A 23374-nucleotide genomic window follows, 5' to 3' on the forward strand; every position below is an offset into this window, starting at 1 on the left:
TCTGCGGGCCCCGTAGAGGTCGAAACCCTCGATGCGCCTGTTGATGATCTCGGATGTCTACTTTCCTCGCGTCAACGGGGTCTCGACGTCGATCCAGACGGTTGGGCGCGAGCTCGTCCAAAAGGGCCATCAGGTCACCCTGATCGCGCCCAGCTATGGCGAGGCGACGCAAGACCCGTTTGAGGTCATCCGCATTCCCTCGCGCTACCTGCCGTTCGACCCCGAAGACCGCATCATGCGCTGGGGCCTGCTGCCAGCGCATCGAGCCGCCTTGCGCGCACAGCGCTTCGACCTGGTTCACATCCACACCCCCTTCGTGGCCCATTACGCCGGGCTCGCGCTGGCCCGCTGGCTCGCGTTGCCGGTGGTCGAAAGCTATCACACGTTCTTCGAGCAATACCTGGATAAGTACATCCCGCTGGTGCCCAGTGCCTGGCTGCGCTACGCTGCGCGGCGCTTCTCCGCCGCCCAATGCAACGACGTCGATGCGCTGGCCGTGCCCTCGCAAGCGATGCTCGATGTGCTGACCCGCTACGGCATCCAGACCCCCGCCGAGGTGGTGCCGACCGGGATCGACCTCGGCCAGTTCAGCCAAGGCGACGGCGCACGCTTTCGCCAGCGCTGGGGCATTGCCCCCAGCCGCCCACTGCTGGTGCATGTCGGGCGCCTCGCGTTCGAGAAGAACTGCGACTTTTTGTTGCGCATGCTGGTCCAGGTCAAGGCCGAGATTCCCGACATCCTCCTGGTCATTGCCGGTGATGGCCCCGCGCTCAAACGCCTGCAGCGCCTTCGCGACCGACTCGGGCTGCACGAGCAGATCTTGTTCACCGGCTACCTCGCGCGTGACGGCGCGCTCGAAGACTGCTACAGCGCCGGTGCCGGCTTCGTCTTCTCCTCATGCACCGAGACTCAAGGGCTGGTGCTGCTCGAGGCCCTGGCGCTCGGCACGCCGGTCGTTGCGATTGCCGAGATGGGCACCCGCGAGGTGCTGCGCGATGGCGCAGGTTGCCTGATCGCCGCACATGAAGAGACCGACTTTGCCCAGCAATGCGTGCGGCTGCTGCGCGAGCCTGGACTGCGCGCCGAGCTCTCAGCGCGCGCCCGCGCTTATGCCCGCAGCTGGTCGGCGCCAGTGCTCACCGAACGCCTGCTCGCGTTCTATGCGCGTACCCTGCATCGCGCTGAGATCGCCAACGAGCGCGCAGGCTGTCGCTCGAGGAACATCGCTGATGCAGCGCCGGTGCACGCTGCCGGACTTGAGCCGTTAGACTCAGAACCCGAACCTAAGCGGAGCCCTTCATGACGACCAATGATGTGATCGACGCCTTTGAGCTGCTTGACGATTGGGATGCGCGCTATGAGTTTATCGGTGATCTCGCGCGCCAACTCGTGCCACTGGCCGACGAAGAGCACCGCGATAGCAATCTGGTCCCAGGGTGCAACACGCGCACATGGCTTACGGCCGACCCTGAGCCTGCTGACCCGGCGCACATCGAATACCGCGCCGATGCTGAGACCTCGCTGGTGCGGGGGCTAGTGGCACTGCTGCTGGTGCCGTTTCAGCATCAGACGCCCGCGCAGGTGCTGGAAACCGACCCCAGCGACTACATCGCCCACCTCGGCCTCGCTGAGCATCTCAGCGCAAACCGGCGTGCGGGCATGGAGCATTTTCTCGAGCGTGTCTACCAACTTGCGCGTGCTCAGCAAGCGGCCAACAGTGCCTGAAGGCCCAGCCAGGCGGCTGATATTTAACCGCTGATGGCCGCGAGCACGCGGTCGAGCCGCTCGCGAACCTCGCTTGCAAGCTCCTGAACCTTGGGATTGTCAACCAGTGTTAGGACCGTCATCGGGTCCATGAACAGCACATGAACAGTGCCATCTGGGTCCTGCCTCACGACGACATTGCAGGGCAGCAGCGCACCAATGTCAGGCTCGGCGCTAACGGCCTGGTGTGCGAGCTGCGGGTTACAGGCGCCGAGGATTCGATAGGGCGGCTGCTCGACGCCGAGCTTGGCGTTCAGGGTCTTGGCGACATCGATATCGCTGAGCACGCCAAAGCCCTCAGTCTTCAGCGCCTCGGTCACGCGTGCGATGCTGTCGTCGAAGCTGGTACTGACCTTGGCTGAAACGCTGTACATGGCGGAAGTTCCTCTGGGTGTTGGGTTGCGGTGCTACTGACTCGGCACCTGTTTTTAACACAGAGAGTTGGTGACGGCGCTCGGCAATTCCGAGGCTGAAGGCGTTCAGTTTGCCGGGAGCGGGGCGAGGCGCCTCCCGAGTGGTCCCCGAACCCAGCGCGGATCGAAGCCGCAGCGAAGTATTGATGCAGTCAGTGTGCCGAGTTTGGCCGGCAAGGGTTGCGAGGTGCTGCCGACTTGACGCACATTGCGCTCGAGCACCTGCTAATCGTCTATTTCCGGCGTCGCGGAGTGCGCGCCGGTCCACATCCAGAGCTACCCTGAGGGGAATCTATGTCACCTGAGCGCTCAGGTTCGATCTCTGCACGATCCCATCTTGCCGCGCCGGCTGGCCTGATCTGGGGTTTGCTGCGTCCGCTCTTGTTCCGTCTTGACGCGGAGCAGGCGCATGGGATTGCACTGGCACTGGCGGCGCGTTGGTCGAAGGCGTTCAGCGGCCAACTTGCCGCGTCGGACCTGGCACGGGCGCCGGCCTTCAATGTCGACGCGATGGGGCTGAGTTTTCCAAACCCGGTTGGGCTTGCGGCTGGGCTGGATAAGGATGCCGAGGCGGTTCCCTTGTGGCAGCGGCTGGGCTTCGGCTTCGTTGAGGTCGGTACGGTCACGGCCTTGCCGCAGCCTGGTAATCCGCGGCCCCGCCTGTTCCGGCTCCCTGGCGATGCGGCGTTGATCAACCGCATGGGGTTCAATAATGCGGGTGCGGAGGCGATGGCGGTGCGCCTGACCCGGCTGCGCGAGCGGGCGTTGCTGCAGGTTCCGCTTGGGGTCAACCTGGGGAAGTCGAAGGTGACGCCTTCAGAGCAGGCTGCCGCGGATTACCAGCGCAGCAGTGCCTTACTCGCCGAGCTGGCGGATTATCTGGTCGTCAATATCTCAAGTCCGAATACACCGGGGCTGCGGGATCTCCAAACCGTGGAGCAGGTGCAGGCGCTGGTGGAGGCGGTGCAGGGGCCGAATCAGCGGCTCAGCCAGCCGCGCCCAGTGCTGCTGAAACTGGCGCCGGATCTGGCCGATGCCGACGCGATCGCCTGTGCCGAGGCCGCGATTGCAGCCGGATGTGCGGGGCTGATCCTGACCAATACGACGATCCGCTTCGACGGCCTCAGCGGTTCGACCGAGGGCATGAGTGGTGGCCTCTCTGGGCGGCCAGTCTTTGCCCGCAGTACCCAGCTCTTGGCCCTGGTGCGCCAAGCCCTCGGCCCCGATCCGGTCTTGATTGGCACGGGCGGCATCTTTACGCCAGAGGATGTGGTCGCGAAGCTCGAGGCGGGGGCCAATCTCGTGCAGCTCTACACGGGATTGATCTATGGTGGGCCGGGTCTTGTGCGGCACTTGCTGCGCACGCTCGAAGTGCGCCCTCGGTGACAGCCTGATACTGGAGGCGAGTGCGCTTCGTCCCTACATCCACCGTAACGCCGGAAGATGACGATGCCCCGACCATCGGCAGCGGTTGCTTCCCTGTGACCACTGGCTTGATGAGGAACCTTTGAACCGATGACACAAACATCCGGAGACGCACAGGATGCAGGATCGACCACAAATCAAGACCGCGCTGCCTAAGCGGCGCTACCAGATTGGTGACCACACGGCGACCATACTGGGCGAGATCGAGACTGATGATGATCACCGCTATCGGTTCATCTTGGCGCTGGTGCCGATGGGTGAGCAGGAGCCGGTGCTCTACGTCACCAGTCAGCAAGCGCCGGCGGATCGTCGTGGAGAGGGCGCCTATGATTTGCGCGTGATCAGCGCGAGCCTGACCGACGTGCTCGATACGGCAGACCGCTGGGAAAGCTTGGATCAGTTCGCAGACCAGGCCATCGATCTCGCGCAGCAGGTGCTCGGGTTGCGCAATCAACAGGTGATCAAGCTCATGTGAGTTCGGCGAATGCCTGTCGATCGGGCTGCAGTGATCGCTCAGCTCGTCTGATGGCCCGTCGCAGTAACGCCGCACACCGGCCTAAGCGACAAAAACCGCCAAACGCCCCCCGGCTGCGGCGCGTTCTTTTGCGCGCATCCTTCCGCTGCGGTTCTAGGGTATGTCGATTCAATTGGATACCGGTGTTGTCTGCATGATACTCAAGCCTTGTGACGGCTGTACTCGATGGCGCGCTCGCCCGCGCGCTCGCCCGCGCTTGCTACTCCAAGCATCAGCGCGCTGGCTCCTGCTCGGGGTGGCCCTACTACTCGTCGGCTGCGGCCCAGGCTCGGAGCAGCGCGTGCTCGCCTTGCGTGGCGCGACCATGGGGACGACCTATAGCCTGCAGATCGTCGAGCCACCCGCGGGTCTTGATCGTGACGCCCTTGCGCAGCAGGTCAGCACACAGTTATCAGACATTAATGGCCTGATGTCGACCTATCAGCCGACCTCGGAGCTCTCGCGCTTCAATGCGAGCAGCGTGACCGACTGGTTCCTTGTCTCGCCGGAGCTGGTGGCTGTGGTCGGCGCGGCGCAGGCGGTCAGCGAGGCGAGTGCTGGGGCCTTCGATATCACCGTTGGGCCACTGGTGAACCTCTGGGGCTTCGGGCCGACATTGACGGCTGATGTCCTGCCAAGCGCGGCTGAGCTTCAGGCCGCCAGGGCGCGCGTCGGCTGGCAGCAGCTCGATGTCCAGCTGCAGCCTCCCGCGTTGCGCAAGGCGCGACCGGATCTCTATGTGGATCTCTCCGCCATTGCTAAGGGCTATGCGGTGGACCGAGTGGCTGCGCTGATCGAATCGGTGGGCGTCGACAACTACCTGGTCGAGATCGGAGGCGAGCTGCGCGGGCGCGGCATCAATGGTCGTGGTGAGCCCTGGCAGATCGCGATCGAGCGCCCTGAGACCAGTAAACGGGCGATGTTCCGCGTTGTGGCGTTGCGCGACATTGGGATGGCGACCTCTGGCGACTATCGCAACTTCTTTGAGGTCGATGGCGCGCGCTATTCCCACACGATCGATCCAGCGACCGGACGCCCCGTCGGCCATCGACTGGCCTCGGTGACGGTCCTGGCCGATCAGGCCATGGAGGCCGATGCCTGGGCGACGGCGCTGCTGGTGCTCGGCCCCGAGCGCGGCTTTGAGCTGGCCGAGCGGTTGGGGCTGGCTGCGTTTTTTATCGAGCACGCCCAAGATGCGCCTGGTGAGGAGTCCTTCGTCACCCAGGCGACCACAGCCTTTAACCGGCTGAGCACTGCACCTTGATCGCCTCATCCCGATCGCCTCATCCTGATCGCCTCACCCTGAGCGCCGTATCCGCGTCTCGGGTGTCTGTTTGCTCGTACAGCCCTTCTTCCGCTGCATGCTTCGGTCTACACTCTCGGGCAGTGTTCGGTGGCATTGTTCGGTAGCGATTAGGAGAGGGCGATGGTATTTCGGCTCGGCAAGATCTCTGCGTTGCTTGCGCGAGGACTCGCGCTGTCGATGATGGTTGCCTCGATGGCGATGGCGCTACAGACCTCTGCCACGACAGGCGATCACGCCGCTGATTCGACCCTAAGGATTGCGCAGGCTGGTGCCCAGGCGGAACTGGCTCATGAGGCTGCCACCCAGACTGCCGCCCAGCCCCAGCCGCCCGCCACCCAGACTGCCGCCAAGCCCGCCGTCAAGCAGAACGGCGACGAGCCTCAGCGCCGACTGGTCGTGATCCGCGGAGCCGACTACTTCGGCCACGACTACGACACCCTGCAGGAGGTTGGCCTCGATGACTGCGAGGCCGCCTGCCTAGCCGATGAGCGCTGCCGGGCGTTTACCTTCAATCGCAATGCCGGTTGGTGTTTCCTGAAGTCGAGCTTCGGCGAGCTGCGCGCCTTCGATGGCGCGGTCTCGGGCTATATCCAGACGGGTCCGCTCGAGACCGGTGACCAGCGCGCTCAACGTCGCTCGGAGCTGGCGTTTCTGCCGATCGGCTATCGCGACGAGGCCGATGAGCTGCGCCGACGTATTGCCGATGCTGAAGATCAGAGCGGCGCGGGCGGCGGCCTCGACGAGATCCGGGGCCAGGCCGAACAAGCCCTAGCGGACAACGACCCGCGCGCGGCAACCGCCCGCTACCGGATCGCGCTGCGGCTCGCCCCCGATGACGTTGGTCTCTGGCAGCGCCTGTCCGAAGCGGCAATGGCCGTCCAGACCAACGATTGGTCCGAGCGCCGGCAGGTCCAGCAGGAGGCCACCGCAGCTGCAATCAACGCCTACCTGAGCGCGACCGAGGTCGGCGAGCGCGCACGCACGCTGGCGCTGATCGGGCGCTCGCTCGAGGCGCGCTCGGCCTGGCGCCCGGCGATCCGTGCCGAGCGCGCCTCCCTCGCGCTCGTCGATGATCCGGCCTTGCGCGCGCGGCTCGACCAGCTGGTGGCCGAGCACGGCTTTCGCATCATCGACCATCAGGTCTCGTCCGATGCACGCAACCCGCGCATCTGCATCCGGTTCTCCGATCCACTCGCGCGCGACGGCGTCGAGCTGGCCGATTATCTCGAGCTTGATGTCCCAGGGCTGGCGATCGAGCCCGAGGCCGAGCAGCTCTGTATCGACGGTGTCGAGCATGGCGAGCGTTACCGGATCAGGGTGCGCGCCGGGCTGCCGGCCAACGATGGTGAGCGCCTGGCCAAGCCGGTGACGCTCGAGGTCTATGTGCGCGACCGCTCGCCCTCGGTGCGCTTCCCCGGCCGAGCCTATGTCTTGCCGAGCGGCGGTGCGGCGGCGCTGCCGGTGGTCACCGTCAACACCCGCCTGCTGGACGCCGCGCTCTATCGGGTGGGAGATCGCGCCCTCGGCGGTTTCCTGAACGATGAGACCCTGCTCGCCCAGCTCAGCGCGTATCAGACCGATGACATCGCGGAGACCAGCGGCGAGCGGCTTTGGAAAGGCCAGATCGAGACCCGCTCGGAGCTGAATCAAGAGGTCACCACCTCGGTGCCAGTAGCCGAACTACTCGCGGGGCTGAGCGATGGTACACAGACAGGGTCGGCCACTCAGGGACTCAGGCCCGGCGCCTATATCCTGACCGCGCGCCCAGCCGATGCCCTCGCGAGCGATGATCAGGCAACGCAATGGTTTGTCGTCTCCGACCTAGGGCTGACGGCGCTCTCGGCTGATGATGGCCTGCATGCCTTCGTGCGCTCACTCTCAAGCGCCGAGCCGCTGGCGGATGTGCGGCTCCAGCTGCTGGCGCGGAATCAGCAAGTCCTTGGCGAGGCCAAGACCGACGCCCAGGGCCATGCCCGCTTCGAGCCGGGTCTGCTGCGTGGTCAAGGGGGTAACCGGCCAGCTCTGTTAGTCGCCGAGGGGGAGGACACCGATTACGGCTTCCTTGACCTAAAGGCGAGCCCGTTCGACCTCAGTGATCGCGGCGTCAACGGTCGCCCGGCAGCGCAGCCGATCGACACCTATCTGGTCAGCGAGCGCGGGATCTATCGTCCCGGCGAATCGGTGGTGCTGACCGCACTGACCCGCGATCCGCGTGCCGATGCCGTCACCGGGGTGCCACTGACCTTCGTGCTCAAGCGCCCCGACGGCGTTGAGCAACAGCGAGCGCTGATCCAGGACCAAGGCCTTGGCGGCTATCAGCTGCGGCTGCCGCTACTCAAGGATGCGATGCGCGGCACCTGGCAGGCCGAGGCCTATGCCGATCCCAAAGCCGAGGTGCTGGCGCGGACCAACTTCCTAGTCGAGGACTTTGAGCCCGAGCGATTGGACTTCAGCGTCGAGCCATCGGCACCAGCGCTTGATCCGGCCGCGCCGCCGAGCCTGAGCATCGATGCGCGTTTTCTCTATGGCGCTCCGGCCGCGAATCTGGAGGTCAGCGGGATGACACGAGTGACCCTCGCTGATGGTCTAACTGACTGGCCGGGCTGGCAGTTTGGCCTCGCGAGCGAAACAGTCGAAGATCGCAGCGAGCCGCTCCCCGGCGCTGAGACCGATGCCGCGGGCCAGGCCCAACTCGGCGTCGAGCTGCCAGTGCTGGTGGCGAGCACGCGGCCGTTGCAGGCGCAGATCGATGTGCAGGTGCTCGATGGCGGCGGCCGCCCGGTCGAGCGCAATCTGAGCTTGCCGGTCCTCGATCAGCGCGCCCGGGTCGGCATCAAGCCGCTGTTCGAGGGGGCGGTCGATCAAGGCAGCAACGCGCGTTTCGCGGTGATGGTGCTCGGCGCCGATGGCGCGCCGATGGCTGCCGATGGGCTGCGCTGGACCCTGTCTCGGGTGCAGACCTCCTATCAGTGGTATCGCACCGACGGTGATTGGCGCTACGAGCCGATCGTCAGCCGCACCCGCGTCGCCAGCGGCGATCTGGCTGTCGGCGCTGATCCAAGCGCGCTGGCGCAACTTGAGGCGCCAGTTGATTGGGGCGGCTATGAGCTGCGAGTCGAAGGTGCTGCTGGCAACGCAGTCAATGCGGGCAATGCGGGCAATGCGGGCAGCAAAATGAACGAGCGCGGCGCGGGTCACGATGGCAACCAGCGCAGCAATCGCGACAGCCTGAACGCGGTTCGTGAGGGCCGAGCAGACGGCCCCTTGATCCCCGCGAGCTTCGGTTTCGAGGCCGGCTGGTACGTCGCGCCCAAGGCCTTCGATACCCCTGACGTCCTCAAGGTCTCACTCGACAAGCCCGAGTATCGGATCGGCGAGCAGGCGCAGGTGCGGCTCGAGCCGCGCTTCCCTGGGCTGGCGTTGGTGATGGTGATCGGCGGTGATGGGCTGGTCAGCATGCACCCGGCTGAGGTGCCGGAGGCCGGCACCAGCGTTGCGGTGCCAGTGACCGCGGACTGGGGGCCGGGCGCCTATGTCACCGCGATCCTCTATCGCGGTATGGACCTGCAGGCGCGGCGCATGCCGCGGCGGGCGATCGGCCTGCACTGGGCCGGCGTCGATCCGCAACAGCGCCGCTTGGCGCTGGCCCTCGACGCACCGGAGCAAGCCCGTCCGCGCGAGCCGCTCAACCTTAGCGTTCAGATCGAGAATCTGGCGCCGGACGAAGCCGCCTTTGCAACCCTCGCCGCGGTCGATGTCGGCATCCTCAACCTGACTCGCTTCAAGTCCTGGTCGCCAACCCAGTGGTATTTTGGCCAGCGTCGCCTGGGTGCTGAGCTGCGCGATCTCTACGGACAGCTCATCGATCGGATGCAGGGCGAGCCGGGGCGGCTGCGCACTGGCAGCGGTGCCGGCCAGCTGATGTCGTTCGAGGGGCCACCGCCGAGCGAGGCACTGGTCGCCTTCCAGACCGAGCCGCTGCGGCTGAGCGCCGATGGGCGAGCCGAGGCGAGCTTCGATCTGCCCGACTTCAATGGCCAGGTGCGGCTGATGGCCATGGCCTGGTCCGCCACCGGCATCGGCCAGGCCGCTGCCGATGTGCTGGTGCGTGATCCGATCGTCGTCAGTGCCGCGATGCCACGTTTCCTCGCGCCTGGTGACCGTTCGCGCATCCTGCTCGAACTGGCCCATGTCGAGGGTCCAGCGGGGCCGATCGAGGTCTCGCTGACCAGCAATGGCAACGCGCTGCGGGTCGAGAACGACGGCACGCCGATGCTGCTCGAGATCCCCGAGCAGGGTCGCGCCCAACTCGCCTTTACGCTTGAGGCGCTCAGCGAAGTCCCGGCCCCGAGCGACAACGAGCTCCTGATCCGCTTGGTCACCCCAACTGGTGAAGAGCTGACGAAGCAGCTGCTGCTTGGCGTCCGCAACCTCGAGCCCGCGGTTGCGCGCACTCAGTCCATCCTGCTTGAGCCCGGGGCGCCACCCTTCCAGCTACAGACCCTGTTGGCCGAAGACACTGGCCTGCTGCCCGGCAGCGCCTCCTGGTCGTTGTCGATCAGTGGTGCCGGCGCACTCGACGTACCGGGTCTGCTCTGGTCGCTGGACCAATATCCGTTCGGCTGCGTCGAACAGCTCACCAGCCGCGCGCTGCCGTTGCTCTACCTGGATCAGATCGCCTCCAGCGCTGGCCTCACCGCAGACGGCGCTGCGCTCCAATCTGCGCTTAGACGCGATGCCGGCGCCAACGCTCGCCTGCCTGCTGACGCCGAAGGTGCCAGCGCCAGCGCCAGCGCCAGCGCCAGCCTGTCTACTGACGCCGGCGATGCCGATGCCAGCGCTCGCCTCCCTACTGACGTAGGCGCCGACGATGCCAGCGCTAGCCTGCCAGCTAACGCCGACGATGCCGGTGTGCCCGCCCGCATCCGCAAAGCGATCGCCGAGATCCTCGCCCATCAGTCCTCGACCGGAGGCTTTGGGCTCTGGCAGCCGGGTCCGGGCGACCTCTGGCTCGACGCCTATGTCACCGACTTCCTGACCCGTGCCCGCGAGCAGGGTTACCAGGTCCAGTCGACAGCCTTCAACAACGCACTCGACAACCTGAGCAACCAGCTCAGCTATGCCGCAGACTTCAAGGACGGCGGCGAAGGCATTGCCTACGCCCTCTCTGTGCTGGCCCGCAACGCCCGCATTCCAGTCGGCGATCTGCGCTACTACCTCGAGACCAAGCTCAATGCCTTCGCCACACCCATGGCGCGCGCCCAGCTTGGCGCCGCACTCGCGCTCTTCGGCGAGACCGAGCGCGCGGCCACCGCCCTGCGCTCGGCCCAGACGCTCTGGGAGCAGCAGCCCGCCAGCACAAGCTGGCGCGCCGATTTTGGCTCCCACCTGCGCGACGGCGCCGCCCTACTCAGCCTCGCCGCCGAGGTCGGCGGCAACGCCATCGACATCAGCGCCCTCGGCAGCCAGCTCGAGCGCGTCTGGGCCAACACCGACTACCCCAGCACCCAAGACCAAGCCTGGATGCTGCTCGCCGCCCATGCCCTGATGGAGGGTGCAGCCAAACCTCGCCTCAGCGTCAACGGCCAGCCCCGGGATGGCGCCTTCTTCCGCCGCGGCCAGCTCACCGACCTGACTTCTGAGCCCGCCCAGGCGAACGATGCGGCGGCCGACGTCGGACTCGCTCTCGAGATCGTCAACGCCGTACCCGCGCTCGCGATCGCCAACGCCGGCGATCGCCCACTCACCGCGATGTTGACCCGAAGCGGAATCCCCCTAGTACCAGCGCCAGCCGGCGGCAACGGCTACAGCATCGAGCGCAGCTACTACGACCTCGACGGCCGCCGCCTCGACCCGGCCCAGTTCACGCAAGGCGATCGACTTGTCGCCCTGATCACTGTCAGCGCCGACCAACGCCGCGCCGCGCGCCTACTCATCAACGACCCACTGCCCGCCGGCTTCGAGATCGACAACCCCCACCTACTGCGCTCCGGTGCCATCGAAGGCCTACCCTGGCTCAACCTGGTGACAGAGCCGGCCCATGTCGCCTTTGGCAGCGACCGCTTCGTCGCCGCTGTCGACCGCCAGCGCAACGACCCCTCGAGCTTCCAGCTTGCCTATGTCCTTCGCGCCATCTCCCCAGGCCGTTTCGCGCATCCAGCCGCCCAAGTCGAAGCCATGTACCAACCCAGTTTCAGAGCCCGCACCGCCTCAGGCATCCTGAGCATCACAGCCCCAGAATGAACCAAGCCGGCTGCCAACACCGACAAGGCAGGCTAGCCAAAGCCGGGCGCAAGGAGCCATCTCGGCTAGCCAGAGCCGGGCGCAAGGAGCCACTTCGGCTAGTCGGAGCCGAGCGCAAGGAGTCATCTCGGCTACCCCGACCCGAGCGCAAGGAGCCACCGAGAGAGGGCGCCGGGGTCGGGTGGTGCCGCTCGGGGGTGTGCGCCGCAAGGATGCGGCGCTCAAGCCTACAAGGATGTATTCACGGCGTCCCCCGAGCGGCACCACCCGACCCCGGTGCCCGGGCAGCCACGCAAGCGCCTGATACAACCAACAGCAGAGCCGTAACAACCGCCAAGCAGCCTCCAACCGCTCAAGGGTTACCGATCGCCTCATACCAGCGAACACTCGGACCCGCCGCCCGTTCAGCCACGCAAGCGTTAACCAGAATCGCCAGCATTTCCGCCAAATCGACATCGTGCTAAGCGTCGCCGACCGCTACCTCCTCACCGAGATCACCAAGGTCTTCTCGGCCATCATCCTGACCCTACTCATGGTCATGGTCAGCATCCTCCTACTGCGGACCCTCGAAGACGTTAATCTCGGCGCCCTCAGCAACAACGCCGTGCTGCACTACCTGGGCCTACAGATACTGCGCGACACCGCCAGCCTGTTGCCACCAGCCTTCTTCATCGCCGCACTCGTCACCCTCGGTCGGCTCGCGCGCGACAGCGAACTCATCGCCTTTGGCGCCTGCGGCTTCGGACCGCTCAGACTCTACCGGGCATTCCTGCTGTTCGCACTCCCGCTCTCCGTCGTAACCGGCTGGTTCGCCCTGATTGGCCAACCCTACGCCTCACTGCAACTGCAAATCATCGAAGATGCCAAGAGCGAGCCCTCTACCCAGGTCGCAGGTCTGCGCGCCGGGCGCTTCTATCTGCAAGAAGAGGGCAACATCACCTTCTATGCCGCGCGCATTGACGATCAGAATCGCTTTAAAGACGTCTTCATTCAGGACCGACGCGCTGAAAAGCCGCGCCTGGTGCTCAGCAACCGCGGTAGCTATCAGCGTGACGCCAACACCGGCGAGCAGCGTATCGTCCTCGAAGAAGGCCGGCGCTACGATGGCATCCCCGGCACTGCCAACTATGACTTCGCCGAGTTCGATCGTTACACCTATTTTCTCGAGCCAGAGGCTGAGGTCGATGTTGAGAGACGCCGACGCGCCGCGCTTCCGACACGCGATCTGATCGGCTCTGATTCCTTGCTGGATCGGGCCGAGCTGGGCCACAGGCTCTCAGCGCCCGTGGCCATCTACGTGCTCGCGCTACTGGCGATCCCACTCACCACCCTGTCGCCACGACAACGCGGCACTGGCCGGCTGCTGCTCGCCTTCTTGACCTACTTCGCGTTCTTCAATCTGCAGCGTCTGGCCGAAAACTGGCTCGAGACCGGCGTCACCCCGGCCTGGATGGGTGTGCTCTGGTATCAGGCTGCCGTTCTATTGATGGTCTACTTGAGCCTGGCGCCCGGATCGTTTTGGCTGCAACAGATCCGAGACAAGATCCGAGGCTAGTCTGCGCAATGCCCTCGAGCGCTGTTCGGCATCGCCGCGTGGCGCTGGTTCTGCTCCGGCGATACTCGGTAACGTGCGATACGCTCGCGCAAGGCTTGATCACTGAGCGGTTCTTGGCGAGCCTCCCACCGTTGCTCGATGTCCTGTGACCTCGGCGTCTGCGTTGATGAGTCCTGCGATGCATCCTTTGCTGAGCCCTCTAGATCGGGCAGGGCATGACTCTGGAGCAATCGCTCCGGTTTCTCGGGGGGCGAGACATCCTGAAGGTTATCGTGAAACAAGTGCTTCATTGCTCTGTGTGGCGACGCGCTAGGCATCTGAGCAAGATGACGCACGACGGCGAGCAGCCCAGGCCCCGGTCTCGCAAGCTGATGCGCCGTTTCTGCGGCGTTGGCCGTGGCCGCGCTAGGGCAGGCCGTCTGGTGGACACCGGCGACGCCGGTCGACGTCAGTACAACGCTAGCTGCGGCGACAGCCCATAGGGCTTCGCGCAGGCGCTGGGTCGCGATCTTGGTTGCGGACACTGTGCGTCTCCTGTGGCGGTGGGGAAGTGGTGGCGGGCCCGACATCGGTACATCGGTGCGTCGGGGCGTTGTCGAGATATGCCTGAACAAAACTTGGTCGAAGGCCGCAGCGGCACCATATCCTCAGTCCGTAGACAGTGCCTATTAGAATCGCCAACCGATGACTCATGTCGAAGCTGTGGGATTTTGACCAAGGTTTGAAATGAAATTAGGCGTTACCGATGCTGCTGTCAATGGTAAATTTCAGATTTTACATAGACAAAACCTTTTCAAAGGAGGTGTGGCCTTGACAGAGCCCGAGCATTCGTTTGCCGCTCAGACCTATCGGATTGGCGCAGTCGCGCGCCTGACAGGTATTCCACCCGATACCTTGCGTGTCTGGGAGCGGCGTTATGCGGTGGTGGAGCCGATCCGATCTGAAGCGGGCACTCGCCTGTATTCGGCGGAAGACGTAGGCCGCTTGACGCTGATAAAGCGGCTGGTCGACAACGGCGACGCGATCAGCCATGTCGCGCCGCTCACGCTGCCGCAGCTACACGAACGCTCGCGCGGTCTCAGTTTGGCCCCAACCGTCGAGGGTGACCTGCCACCCTGTCGGGTTGCGGTGTTGGGGCCCACGCTGCCGACCTTGTTGGCCCGAGATAGCGAGCGCGCAGCCGTGTTCGAAGACGGTGTCGAGCTGGTGGGCGCGTTCGAAGACGAGCATCGCTTTCGGCGTGCCGCTGCCGACCTGAAGATCGATCTGCTGGTGCTCGAGCGCCCGACCATCCAGCTCGACCGCATCGCACAGATTACCGATCTACTCACCGAGTCTGGTGCAACCCAGGGACTCGTCGTCTATGGCTTCGCGCCGCGTTCCGCGGTGGAGCGGCTCGAGGCGCAGCGCATCGTCGCCAAGCGTGCGCCGGTCGATGCGGCCGAGCTCGTGCGCTGGTGTGCAGCATTGCATGGTAGCGATAAGTTTCCTTCGCCTGAGGCGATCCTCGAAGGCGTTGACCTAGCGTCGCCGATTCCTCGTCGGCTCTACGACAATACGAGCTTGGCGCGCATTGCCACCGCCTCGCCAACGGTGCGTTGCGAGTGCCCCCACCATTTGGTCCAGCTGGTCTCGAGCTTGGTCGCCTTTGAGCAGTACAGTCGCGAGTGCGAGAACCGCAATGCCGACGATGCCGCCCTGCACGCATTCCTCCATGCGGCAACCGCGCGCGCCCGGGCGACAATGGAGGCGGCATTGGCGCGGGTGGTCGAGGCAGAGGGGATCGATATCAGATGAGGCCCGCCTGCTGCTAAACTTCGCCTTCGAATGATCGGCTTGGCTGTCTAATCCTCATGATCTCGCTCCTCGACTATGGTGCCGGCAATGTGCGCAGTCTGCGCAATGCGATTTCGAAGCTCGGTTTCGAGCTGACCGATATCCGTCGACCGGACGACATCCTCAACGCTGAATATCTGATCTTTCCCGGCGTCGGGGCCTTCGGGGCAGCCATGCAGCGGCTCAATGCCCTGGGCTACACCGAGCCGTTGCAGGAATACCTCGCTGCGGATCGGCCCTTTCTCGGCATCTGCATCGGGCTGCAGAGCCTGTTCGAAGGCAGCGAAGAGTCTCCCGGTATCCCTGGGCTAGGCGTTATCCCGGGTGTTGTGCGGCGGTTCTCTGAGCGCCGACTCGCGGTACCGCACATGGGCTGGAATGGCCTGCGGCTGCAGCGCGACAGTGCCTTGCTGTCGGGCCTAGAGCAGCAGCGCTTCTATTTCGTGCATTCTTATCATGCGGAAGCGAACGCCGAGAATGCCCGCTGGGTCTTGGCTGAGACCGACTATGGTGGCGCCTTCGTCAGTGCGGTCCAGCGTGGTCGGGTTGCGGCGGTGCAATTCCACCCGGAGAAGAGCGGCCAGGCTGGGCTCGAGGTATTGGGGCGGTTCTTGGGTGGCGCGCTTGATCAGCCGTCACTGGCCGCTGCGGCAGGGCCGCCAACGCAGGTCGCCGCCGGCTCCGAGGATCGGCGGCCGTCGTTTGGCGGGAAAGGTGGCGAGCAAGACGGTGAGCAAGACGGCGAGCAAGACGGCGCCTTACCGACCCAGCTCACGAAGCGTGTCATTGCGTGTCTGGACGTGCGCAGTAATGACGCCGGAGATCTGGTGGTGACGAAGGGCGATCAGTACGACGTCCGCGAGTCCGGTGGCGAGGTGCGTAACCTCGGTAAGCCGGTCGAGCTGGCTCAGCGCTACTACGAGGAGGGCGCCGACGAGATCACCTTCCTCAACATCACGGCCTTTCGCGACTTTCCACTCGCCGATCAACCGATGCTCGAGGTCTTGCGGCGAACCTCCGAGAACGTCTTCGTCCCCCTGACCATTGGCGGTGGCATCCGCGCCTTCACCGATGCTGATGGCCATGTCTACAGTGCGCTCGATGTGGCCGGTGAGTATTTTCGCTCCGGCGCGGACAAGATCTCGATTGGCTCCGATGCGGTCGAAACGGTCGAGACCGTCCGCGCACGGGGTGGCGGCGACGGCAGCAGCGCGATCGAGGAGATCGCTCGGGTGTATGGCAATCAAGCCGTGGTGATCTCGGTCGACCCTCGGCGCGTCTATGTGCCGTCGCCAGAGGCGACCGAGCGAACCGTCATCGAGACCGCGATTCCGGGGCCGAACGGCGAGCGCTACTGCTGGTTCCAGTGCACGGTCAAGGGCGGGCGTGAGGGTCGGGATGTGGACGCGGTGGAGCTGGCACGTGTTTGTGAGCAGCTCGGCGCCGGCGAGATCCTGCTCAACTCGATCGATCGCGACGGCACCGGCAGCGGCTTCGATTTGGAACTCATCGAAGCGGTGCGCTCCGCAGTGAGCATCCCGGTGATCGCCTCGAGCGGCGCCGGTCGGCCGGAGCATTTCTCTGAGGTGTTTGAGCGCACCGGTGCTGAGGCGGCGCTTGCTGCCGGGATCTTCCACCGCCGCGAGGTGCCAATTGCAGCGGTCAAGGCGCAGCTGAGTGCTGATGGCATTCCGGTTCGAGACTAGGGACTGTGCACTGGCCGGCATCTGGGCTTGGGCATGATCCTGAGCATGGGCATGGGCATGGGCATGGGCATGGGCATGGGCATGGGCATGGGCATGGGCATGGGCATGAGCATGGACATGGACATGGACATGGACATGGGCAGGGCCTTGAGCCTGGGCAGTGTCCTAGGCGGTTGGCGCCCGCAGACATGGGCATGAGCAGTTGGCGGCATCTGAGCGTCGCGTTCGTCTTGAGTGTTGCGAGGGTGACGTTTTGCTGCAAGCCGACGCTTAATCGGGTGGCGAATTGGCTGAACTGGCTTCGCGCCTCCGGATGGCGGTTTTCGACCGCTGATCGGCTCTCCAAGCCCGGCCTGCTGTTGGCGGTCTCTTGGCTGACGATACTGCTGCTCGCTGGCTGCGCGGGTCTGCCAGACGGTCGTCAGCGCCTGCCAGCGGGGATCGACGCGGATGAACTCTTGAGCGAGATCGCCGCCTGCCATCTGCTGCGCGTGGTGCAGAACGGAGATCGTGCGGCCACCGACGCAGTGGTGATTGCGGCGTTGGATCAGTACGGGTTCGAGGTCGAGCAGATGATCGCGCGTGCTAACTACCTGGCGCGGATCGCGGCGGCTCGCCCCTCACAGCGCGATCAGATGGTTGAGATTGCCCGCAGCGCCTGCGCTCATCTTGTCAGTCTCACCGGCGCAACCTCTGGTCTGGTGCGGTTCGATGAGAACGGCGGCGTTGATCGGACGTGGCTGATCGTCGATGGCGAGATCAACGATGGCTTTGCGGATAAGGTCATCGCGCGGCTGCGTGCCGAGCGGGCCGTTGGCTTGGTCATCAATAGCCCGGGCGGCTCGCTCTATGAGGCACGGCGGCTAGGACGCTGGTTGCGCGAAAACGGCATTCCGGTCGGCGTCGATGAACTCTGCACCTCGGCCTGTGTCGATGTGCTGGCTGGCGGCATCGAGCGTTACGTCACCGCCAATGTTCGCCTCGGTATCCACCAGAGCAAGGTTCCCGCGCACCTCAGCAGCCATGAAGGCGGGCAGCTCTCGGTGGTGAGCGCCGCCCTCTATCTACGTGAAATGGGGATCGATGACAGTGTTGCCCTGGCGGCAGCGGCGGTGCCGAACAACAAGATGTACTGGATCTCGCTCGGTGAGGCCCTCGACACTGGGTTGGTGACCAAGGTCGTGGCCGGCTTCTGATCGGCTGTAGAAACGCTCACCCTCTTAGTCGATCGGCTCCTCGAGCAGGTCATCGGGCTCGAGCAGCGCTTGGAATTGCTCGACCGTGTCGGCGACGGCGTCGGTCTTGAAACGGGCGATATGGAACAGTGCCTCACCCTCGGTGATCAGCGGCAGATTCATGCGGCCGATGACGATACCCGCGGCGGGCGAAGTGACCGCCTCTTCGCCGTTGCCGAAGGGGTCAGCGACGGTGGCGAGCCGCTCGCCCTTCTCAACCCAGGCGCCGAGTGGGCGGGCAAACCGCAACATGCCGCTGGTATGAGCGCGGGCCCAAACGCTGGAGCGGGCGATCATCGGTTGATGCGGTGAGCGCTGGCGTCGACTGCTGTCGCGGATCATCCCGAGACGGCGCATGACGCCGAGGATGCCGCGCACGCCGGCGCGGATCGACAGCTCATCGAAGCGCAGTGCCTCGCCGGCCTCATAGAGCAGGACCGGCACATCAAGCGCAGCCGCCGCAGCGCGCAGCGAGCCGTCGCGAACATCCGCGTCGAGGATCACGGGGGCGCCGAATGCGCGTGCGAGGTCAGCGATCCCGATCTCTTCAACCCGGGCGCGGATCTGCGGTAGGTTCTCACGGTGCGCGGCGCCGGTATGTAGGTCGATCCCAAGGTCGCTCTCGGTGACGATCTCGCTCATCAATGTGGCCGCGAGTCGGCCGGCGAGCGAGCCGCCCTCGGAGCCGGGAAAGCTGCGATTCAGGTCGCGCCGATCGGGCAGGTAGCGCGAGTGGCGGACGAAGCCGTAGACATTGACCACCGGCACCGCCAGCAGGGTACCGCGCAGCGAGCGCAGCGCGGTGCTGCTGAGCAGGCGGCGAATGATCGCGATGCCGTTGATCTCGTCGCCATGCACGGCGGCGGTGATGAACAGCCGCGGCCCTGGGCGGCGACCGTGCAAGACATGCACCGGCAGCACCACCGGGTTCTGGGTGAACAGGATCGGCAGTGGGAGGTCGATGCGCGCGCGCTCGCCCGGGCGCACCAGATGACCGCCGATGCGTATCCCCGCCGGGTGTGCGCTAGCCCTTGCCACGGGTGCGCGTCTTGCCAGCGAGGGCGTCCTTCTCGATAAAAGCGATCATCTGCCCGGCGACATCCTTGCCGGTGGCCGCTTCGATGCCTTCCAGGCCGGGGGATGAATTGACCTCCATGACCACAGGGCCGTGGTTGGAGCGCAGCACATCGACACCGGCCACATTCAGCCCCATGATCTTGGCTGCGCGGACTGCCGTGGAGCGCTCTTCCGGTGTGATGCGAATCAGCTCAGCGCTGCCGCCACGGTGAAGATTGGAGCGGAACTCACCCGGTTTCGCCTGCCGGCGCATCGCCGCGACCACCTTCTCGCCGATCACAAAGCAACGGATATCGGCGCCCTTGGCCTCACGGATATATTCCTGCACCAGGATGTTGACCTTGAGGCCGAGGAAGGCCTCGATCACGCTCTCGGCGGCCTGGCGGGTCTCAGCGAGCACCACGCCGATACCCTGGGTGCCCTCGAGCAATTTGATCACCAGCGGAGCGCCGCCGACCATCTTGATCAGGTCCTCGATATCGTCCGGGGTATGGGCGAAGCCGGTGATCGGCAGGCCGATGCCACGGCGTGAGAGCAGTTGCAATGAGCGGAGCTTGTCGCGGGCGCGGGTGATCGCGACAGACTCATTCAGCGGGTAGACGTTCATCATCTCGAACTGACGCAGCACCGCGGTGCCGTAGAAGGTTACCGAGGCGCCGATACGTGGGATGACTGCATCGAATCCGGTCAGCTGCTCACCTTTGTAGTGAATCGAAGGCGCGTGCGAGGTGATGTTCATGTAACAGCGCAGCACGTCGATCACGCGCGCCTCGTGGCCTCGCTCGCGTGCGGCTTCGGCGAGCCGGCGCGTCGAGTAGAGCCTCGGGTTACGTGAGAGGATGGCGATCTTCATCTCATCTCCAGGGTTGGGTGGATGGCGGCCGGGCTTCAGCGCTGCGTGCTGACGCCGTGCGGCGCGAATGATGGTCTTGGGGCGTGCTCCTATGCGCTCGAGCCTTCAACGCCGGGCTTTGGGTGCTCGTCGCGAAAGGTTTCGATCAATAGGATCACGACGCCGATGCTGATCGCGCTGTCAGCAACGTTGAAGGCCGGCCAAGGATTGAAGAGGCGCATGGGGATCAGTGGCAGATACACCTGAATGAAGTCGACCACGTGTCCGAAGACGACACGATCGATCAGGTTACCGATGGCGCCTCCGATGATCAGCGCTAAGCCAGAGGCCAGTAGCCACTTGCCGGGCTGTAGCCTGACCAGCCAGGCCACCAGGACGACTGTGATCAGGAGCGCGAAGCCAGCAAGCAGCCAGCGTTGCCAGCCGCCGGCGTCGGCGAGAAAGCTGAAGGCGGCGCCCCGGTTGAACAGGAGGGTCAGATTCAGGTTGGGCAGCAGTTCGAGCACTTGGTAGGGGGCGAGCATGCTCAGCACCAGCCACTTGCTGGCCTGGTCCAAGAGGATCACGACAACGGAGAGCCATAGCCAGTGTTTCATCGGGAGCGAGCGATCTTTTGCGCGAAAAGCCCCTTTTCAGGAGCGAGAATTCAGGACGCGATTTGAAAACCGGGGCCTGAGACTGTTAGGGTACGAAGGTTTTTGTATGGCCTTAGACTCGATTGGGGCCCGCAATCCATCCCTTCGGAGCGGACAAAATGCGAGATCTTTACAAGACCGACTACGAGGTCGGGCAAGACAATATCAGAACCTGGGGCATGGATATGCACAACCCAGTCTTCATCATTTCCAGCATCTTGGTGCTGCTGTTCGTGATCGGTACCCTGATCTTTCCCAGCGAGGCCAAGCAGGCGTTCGATGGCTCCAAGGGCTGGTCGATCGACAACTTCGATTGGCTGTTCCTGGTCGCCGGGAACATCTTCGTGCTCTTCTGCCTGCTGCTGATCGTGCTGCCGGTCGGCAGTATCCGCCTTGGCGGGGTTGATGCGAAACCGGAGTTCTCGCTCATCTCCTGGTTCGCGATGCTGTTCGCGGCCGGCATGGGCATCGGGCTGATGTTCTGGAGCGTGGCCGAGCCCGCCGCCTACTTTAGCGATTGGTGGGGGACGCCGCTCGGGGTCGCGCCGCGCACGCCTGAGGGTGCTGACCTGGCGATGGGCGCCACCATGTTCCACTGGGGCCTGCATCCCTGGGCCATCTACGCCGTGGTGGCGCTCTCGCTGGCCTTCTTCAGCTATAACAAGGGGCTGCCGCTGACCATCCGATCAGCCTTCTATCCGTTCATCAAGGATCGTTCCTGGGGCTGGTTCGGGCACGTCATCGATGTCGTCGCGGTGATGGCGACCATCTTTGGTCTGGCAACCTCCTTGGGCTTCGGCGCGCAACAGGCTGCTGGCGGGCTCGGCTATCTGTTCGGAATCGATAGCGGGATCAATACCCAGATCGCGATCATTATTGGCGTGACCTCGATTGCGATCATTTCAGTGGTGCGCGGGCTGGATGGCGGCGTCAAGTTGCTCAGTAACATCAACATGCTGCTGGCACTGGCGCTGCTGCTCTTCGTGATTGCGGTTGGCGTTGGGCTTGGCATCTTTAGTGAGATAGCGCGCACCGCTGGCGCCTACGCCGAGAACATCATCCCGCTGAGTAACTGGATTGGGCGTGAGGACGAGAAGTTCTACAACGGCTGGACGGTGTTCTACTGGGCCTGGTGGATCTCCTGGTCGCCGTTCGTTGGCATGTTCATCGCTCGCGTCTCCAAGGGGCGCACGGTGCGTCAATTCCTGGTCGCGGTGCTGCTGGTTCCAACCCTCGTGACTGTGGTTTGGATGAGCGCCTTCGGCGGTGCTGGAATCGATCAAATGCAGGCTGGCGTCGGCGAGCTCGCCGATGGGGTCGGCGAGGTCTCGCTGGCGTTGTTCCAGATGTTGGCCAATCTGCCTTGGGCCATGTGGACGTCATCACTCGCGATCGTGCTCGTGCTGGTCTTTTTTGTCACCTCATCAGACTCCGGCTCCTTGGTGATCGATAGCATCACCGCCGGCGGTAAGCTCGATGCGCCGGTGCCACAGCGCATCTTCTGGGCGACGATGGAGGGGTTGATCGCGGGTGCGTTGCTGTTCGGGGGCGGCGCCGATGCGCTGGGTGCCTTGCAAGCGGCGGCGATCACCGTGGGTCTGCCGTTCACGCTGGTACTGTTGGCGATGTGTCTCGCGCTCTACATGGGGCTGAGCCATGAGCGGCGCTACGTGCTTGGTGAAGGCCGCAGCGCCAAACGCGATGCGGCAACCGCCGAAAGTAGCGCCTAGCGCGCTCTTGCGGGTCGGCTAGCGTCAGTCTGACTGCTGCTGGCTGAGCCATCGGGGAGCAAGGCGCGGCCTCGACCGCGCCTTGCTCGTGCTGGCTCGCTTATTCTGGCTCGCCCGTGCTGGCTCGCCTCAATCAGCGAAGATCTCATCGAAGAAGCGCTGCATCCGCTGCCAGGAGCGGGTATCGGCCTGCGGATCATGCTGCAGGTTCTCGAGGCCATAGTCGCCGGCGTTCGGGTTGGTGAAGCCGTGGCGCGCGCCGCCGTAGATGTCCATCTCCCAGTTGGCTCCGGCCTCTTCGAGCTTGTTCTGGAAGTTGCTGACGACCTCGGGCGCGACGAAGCTATCGGCCTGACCGTGCAGGATTAGGATCTCAGGCTTGATCTTGCCAATACTTTCTTCAGGGGCGGCAGGAAACGAGCCGTGAAAGCTGACGATGCCGTCGAGATCGGCGCCGCCATAGGCCATCTGCAGGACGGTGCCGCCACCAAAGCAGTAGCCGATCGCAGCAATCTGCTCCGCATCCACATCAGTAGCCGCCTTGAGCTGCGCCAGTCCCGCATCGGCGCGCTGACGCCAAAGCTCGGGGTCGACGGTGACCTCTTGCATCCACTCCTTGGCCTGAGCAGGCTGGTCGGTGACCTGATCGTTGCCGTACATATCGGCCGCGAAGGCGACATAGCCCAATTCAGCCAGCATGCGTGCGCGCTGTTTGGCGTAATCGTTGAGGCCCCACCACTCATGGATAACGAGGATGCCAGGGCGATCACCTTCGATCGCATCATCCCAGTACAGATGGCCAGTGAGCGGGACGCCTTCGTCCTCGTAACTGATGGCCTTGGTTTGCACCGCGGCCTGAGCGGCGCCGGAAGAAGCCAGGCCGACAGCCAGGCTGACAATAAGGCCGGCAACAAGGCTGGCGGCAAGGCTGACAGCAAGTCCCGGGACAGGGCCGGTGGCGAGCCTAGGCAGGTGGGCGAGATGATGATTCGGGCGCATGCAGGGTCTCCTGAGTGGTTTCGGGGGTGTTTGTGGGTGCGATGACTGCGTGCCGGCAGCGAAATCCAGGGCTAGGGCCAGGG

General features: G+C 64.5%; 18 protein-coding genes. 12 read left to right on the top strand and 6 right to left on the bottom strand.

What is annotated here, in order from left to right; translation table 11 throughout:
- Positions 1-31 precede the first annotated feature (31 nt).
- The gene (locus tag CKO42_RS01360; protein WP_200237177.1) at positions 32-1303 is read left to right on the top strand and encodes a glycosyltransferase; all 1272 of its coding nucleotides are present in this window, start codon (positions 32-34) and stop codon (positions 1301-1303) included.
- Positions 1300-1725 carry a SufE family protein gene (locus CKO42_RS01365; protein ID WP_200237180.1) on the top strand — a complete coding sequence of 142 codons (426 nt, stop codon included), beginning with the start codon at positions 1300-1302 and terminating at the stop codon, positions 1723-1725. The genes CKO42_RS01360 and CKO42_RS01365 overlap by 4 nt, the downstream gene beginning before the upstream one ends.
- A 23-nt stretch (positions 1726-1748) precedes the next feature.
- Here CKO42_RS01365 and CKO42_RS01370 read toward each other — a convergent pair whose 3' ends face one another.
- Positions 1749-2138 (bottom strand): DUF302 domain-containing protein, encoded by a 390-nt coding sequence (locus tag CKO42_RS01370; RefSeq protein ID WP_200237182.1) that lies wholly within the window; start codon positions 2136-2138, stop codon positions 1749-1751.
- 333 nt (positions 2139-2471) lie between these two features.
- Between CKO42_RS01370 and CKO42_RS01375 the strand changes: the two genes are divergently transcribed.
- The 5 genes from CKO42_RS01375 (at position 2472) to lptF (ending at position 13220) form a co-directional block, all read left to right on the top strand.
- Positions 2472-3563: a quinone-dependent dihydroorotate dehydrogenase gene (locus CKO42_RS01375; RefSeq protein WP_200237185.1), complete on the top strand. Its 1092-nt coding sequence runs from the start codon at positions 2472-2474 to the stop codon at positions 3561-3563.
- Positions 3564-3720: 157 nt separating this feature from the next.
- On the top strand, positions 3721-4077 hold the full coding sequence (locus tag CKO42_RS01380; protein WP_200237188.1) for a hypothetical protein: 357 nt from the start codon (positions 3721-3723) through the stop codon (positions 4075-4077).
- A 256-nt stretch (positions 4078-4333) separates the two neighbouring features.
- Positions 4334-5380, top strand: a complete 1047-nt coding sequence (locus CKO42_RS01385; RefSeq protein WP_242479041.1) for an FAD:protein FMN transferase — start codon at positions 4334-4336, stop codon at positions 5378-5380.
- 162 nt (positions 5381-5542) lie between these two features.
- Entirely contained in the window at positions 5543-11665 is a 6123-nt protein-coding gene (locus CKO42_RS01390; protein WP_200237198.1) for an alpha-2-macroglobulin family protein, read from the top strand.
- A 457-nt stretch (positions 11666-12122) separates the two neighbouring features.
- The gene (lptF, locus tag CKO42_RS01395; RefSeq protein ID WP_200237204.1) at positions 12123-13220 is read left to right on the top strand and encodes an LPS export ABC transporter permease LptF; all 1098 of its coding nucleotides are present in this window, start codon (positions 12123-12125) and stop codon (positions 13218-13220) included.
- On the opposite strand, the gene CKO42_RS01400 is transcribed toward lptF, so the two are convergent.
- Positions 13217-13744 carry a hypothetical protein gene (locus CKO42_RS01400; RefSeq protein WP_200237207.1) on the bottom strand — a complete coding sequence of 176 codons (528 nt, stop codon included), beginning with the start codon at positions 13742-13744 and terminating at the stop codon, positions 13217-13219. The two genes, lptF and CKO42_RS01400, sit on opposite strands and share 4 nt — an antisense overlap.
- A gap of 286 nt (positions 13745-14030) precedes the next feature.
- Between CKO42_RS01400 and CKO42_RS01405 the strand changes: the two genes are divergently transcribed.
- From CKO42_RS01405 to CKO42_RS01420, 4 genes are all read left to right on the top strand, one after another.
- Positions 14031-15017, top strand: a complete 987-nt coding sequence (locus CKO42_RS01405) for a MerR family transcriptional regulator (protein ID WP_242479042.1) — start codon at positions 14031-14033, stop codon at positions 15015-15017.
- 56 nt (positions 15018-15073) lie between these two features.
- Positions 15074-16762, top strand: a complete 1689-nt coding sequence (gene hisF / locus CKO42_RS01410; protein WP_200237213.1) for an imidazole glycerol phosphate synthase subunit HisF — start codon at positions 15074-15076, stop codon at positions 16760-16762.
- 33 nt (positions 16763-16795) lie between these two features.
- A complete protein-coding gene (locus tag CKO42_RS01415) occupies positions 16796-16960 on the top strand; it encodes a hypothetical protein (RefSeq protein ID WP_200237216.1) in 165 nt (54 codons plus the stop codon).
- A gap of 80 nt (positions 16961-17040) precedes the next feature.
- The gene (locus CKO42_RS01420; protein ID WP_338034827.1) at positions 17041-17958 is read left to right on the top strand and encodes a COG3904 family protein; all 918 of its coding nucleotides are present in this window, start codon (positions 17041-17043) and stop codon (positions 17956-17958) included.
- 24 nt (positions 17959-17982) lie between these two features.
- Here CKO42_RS01420 and CKO42_RS01425 read toward each other — a convergent pair whose 3' ends face one another.
- From CKO42_RS01425 to lspA, 3 genes are all read right to left on the bottom strand, one after another.
- The gene (locus CKO42_RS01425) at positions 17983-19035 is read right to left on the bottom strand and encodes a succinylglutamate desuccinylase/aspartoacylase domain-containing protein (protein ID WP_200237219.1); all 1053 of its coding nucleotides are present in this window, start codon (positions 19033-19035) and stop codon (positions 17983-17985) included.
- Positions 19022-19927, bottom strand: coding sequence for a 30S ribosomal protein S6--L-glutamate ligase (rimK, locus tag CKO42_RS01430; protein WP_200237222.1), 906 nt, complete (start codon positions 19925-19927; stop codon positions 19022-19024). Before rimK ends, CKO42_RS01425 begins: the two co-directional genes overlap by 14 nt.
- Before the next feature lie 89 nt (positions 19928-20016).
- A complete protein-coding gene (gene lspA, locus CKO42_RS01435; RefSeq protein WP_200237226.1) occupies positions 20017-20523 on the bottom strand; it encodes a signal peptidase II in 507 nt (168 codons plus the stop codon).
- 158 nt (positions 20524-20681) lie between these two features.
- On the opposite strand from lspA, the gene CKO42_RS01440 reads away from it, so the two are divergent.
- On the top strand, positions 20682-22292 hold the full coding sequence (locus CKO42_RS01440) for a BCCT family transporter (protein ID WP_200237232.1): 1611 nt from the start codon (positions 20682-20684) through the stop codon (positions 22290-22292).
- Positions 22293-22421: 129 nt separating this feature from the next.
- Here CKO42_RS01440 and CKO42_RS01445 read toward each other — a convergent pair whose 3' ends face one another.
- Positions 22422-23291: a dienelactone hydrolase family protein gene (locus tag CKO42_RS01445; RefSeq protein ID WP_200237238.1), complete on the bottom strand. Its 870-nt coding sequence runs from the start codon at positions 23289-23291 to the stop codon at positions 22422-22424.
- Between the last annotated feature and the right edge of the window lie 83 nt (positions 23292-23374).

This window comes from Lamprobacter modestohalophilus (assembly GCF_016583905.1).
Classification (GTDB): Bacteria; Pseudomonadota; Gammaproteobacteria; order Chromatiales; family Chromatiaceae; genus Lamprobacter; species Lamprobacter modestohalophilus.

Excerpts from the sequence above, each read along its gene's own strand:
- CKO42_RS01445 (WP_200237238.1), bottom strand. The coding sequence starts at position 23,291 with ATGCGCCCGAATCATCATCTCGCCCACCTGCCTAGGCTCGCCACCGGC.
- CKO42_RS01375 (WP_200237185.1), top strand. The coding sequence starts at position 2,472 with ATGTCACCTGAGCGCTCAGGTTCGATCTCTGCACGATCCCATCTTGCC.
- hisF (WP_200237213.1), top strand. The coding sequence starts at position 15,074 with ATGATCTCGCTCCTCGACTATGGTGCCGGCAATGTGCGCAGTCTGCGC.
- CKO42_RS01380 (WP_200237188.1), top strand. The coding sequence starts at position 3,721 with ATGCAGGATCGACCACAAATCAAGACCGCGCTGCCTAAGCGGCGCTAC.
- CKO42_RS01440 (WP_200237232.1), top strand. The coding sequence starts at position 20,682 with ATGCGAGATCTTTACAAGACCGACTACGAGGTCGGGCAAGACAATATC.
- CKO42_RS01415 (WP_200237216.1), top strand. The coding sequence starts at position 16,796 with ATGATCCTGAGCATGGGCATGGGCATGGGCATGGGCATGGGCATGGGC.
- CKO42_RS01370 (WP_200237182.1), bottom strand. The coding sequence starts at position 2,138 with ATGTACAGCGTTTCAGCCAAGGTCAGTACCAGCTTCGACGACAGCATC.
- CKO42_RS01360 (WP_200237177.1), top strand. The coding sequence starts at position 32 with ATGCGCCTGTTGATGATCTCGGATGTCTACTTTCCTCGCGTCAACGGG.
- CKO42_RS01365 (WP_200237180.1), top strand. The coding sequence starts at position 1,300 with ATGACGACCAATGATGTGATCGACGCCTTTGAGCTGCTTGACGATTGG.
- CKO42_RS01390 (WP_200237198.1), top strand. The coding sequence starts at position 5,543 with ATGGTATTTCGGCTCGGCAAGATCTCTGCGTTGCTTGCGCGAGGACTC.
- lspA (WP_200237226.1), bottom strand. The coding sequence starts at position 20,523 with ATGAAACACTGGCTATGGCTCTCCGTTGTCGTGATCCTCTTGGACCAG.
- rimK (WP_200237222.1), bottom strand. The coding sequence starts at position 19,927 with ATGAAGATCGCCATCCTCTCACGTAACCCGAGGCTCTACTCGACGCGC.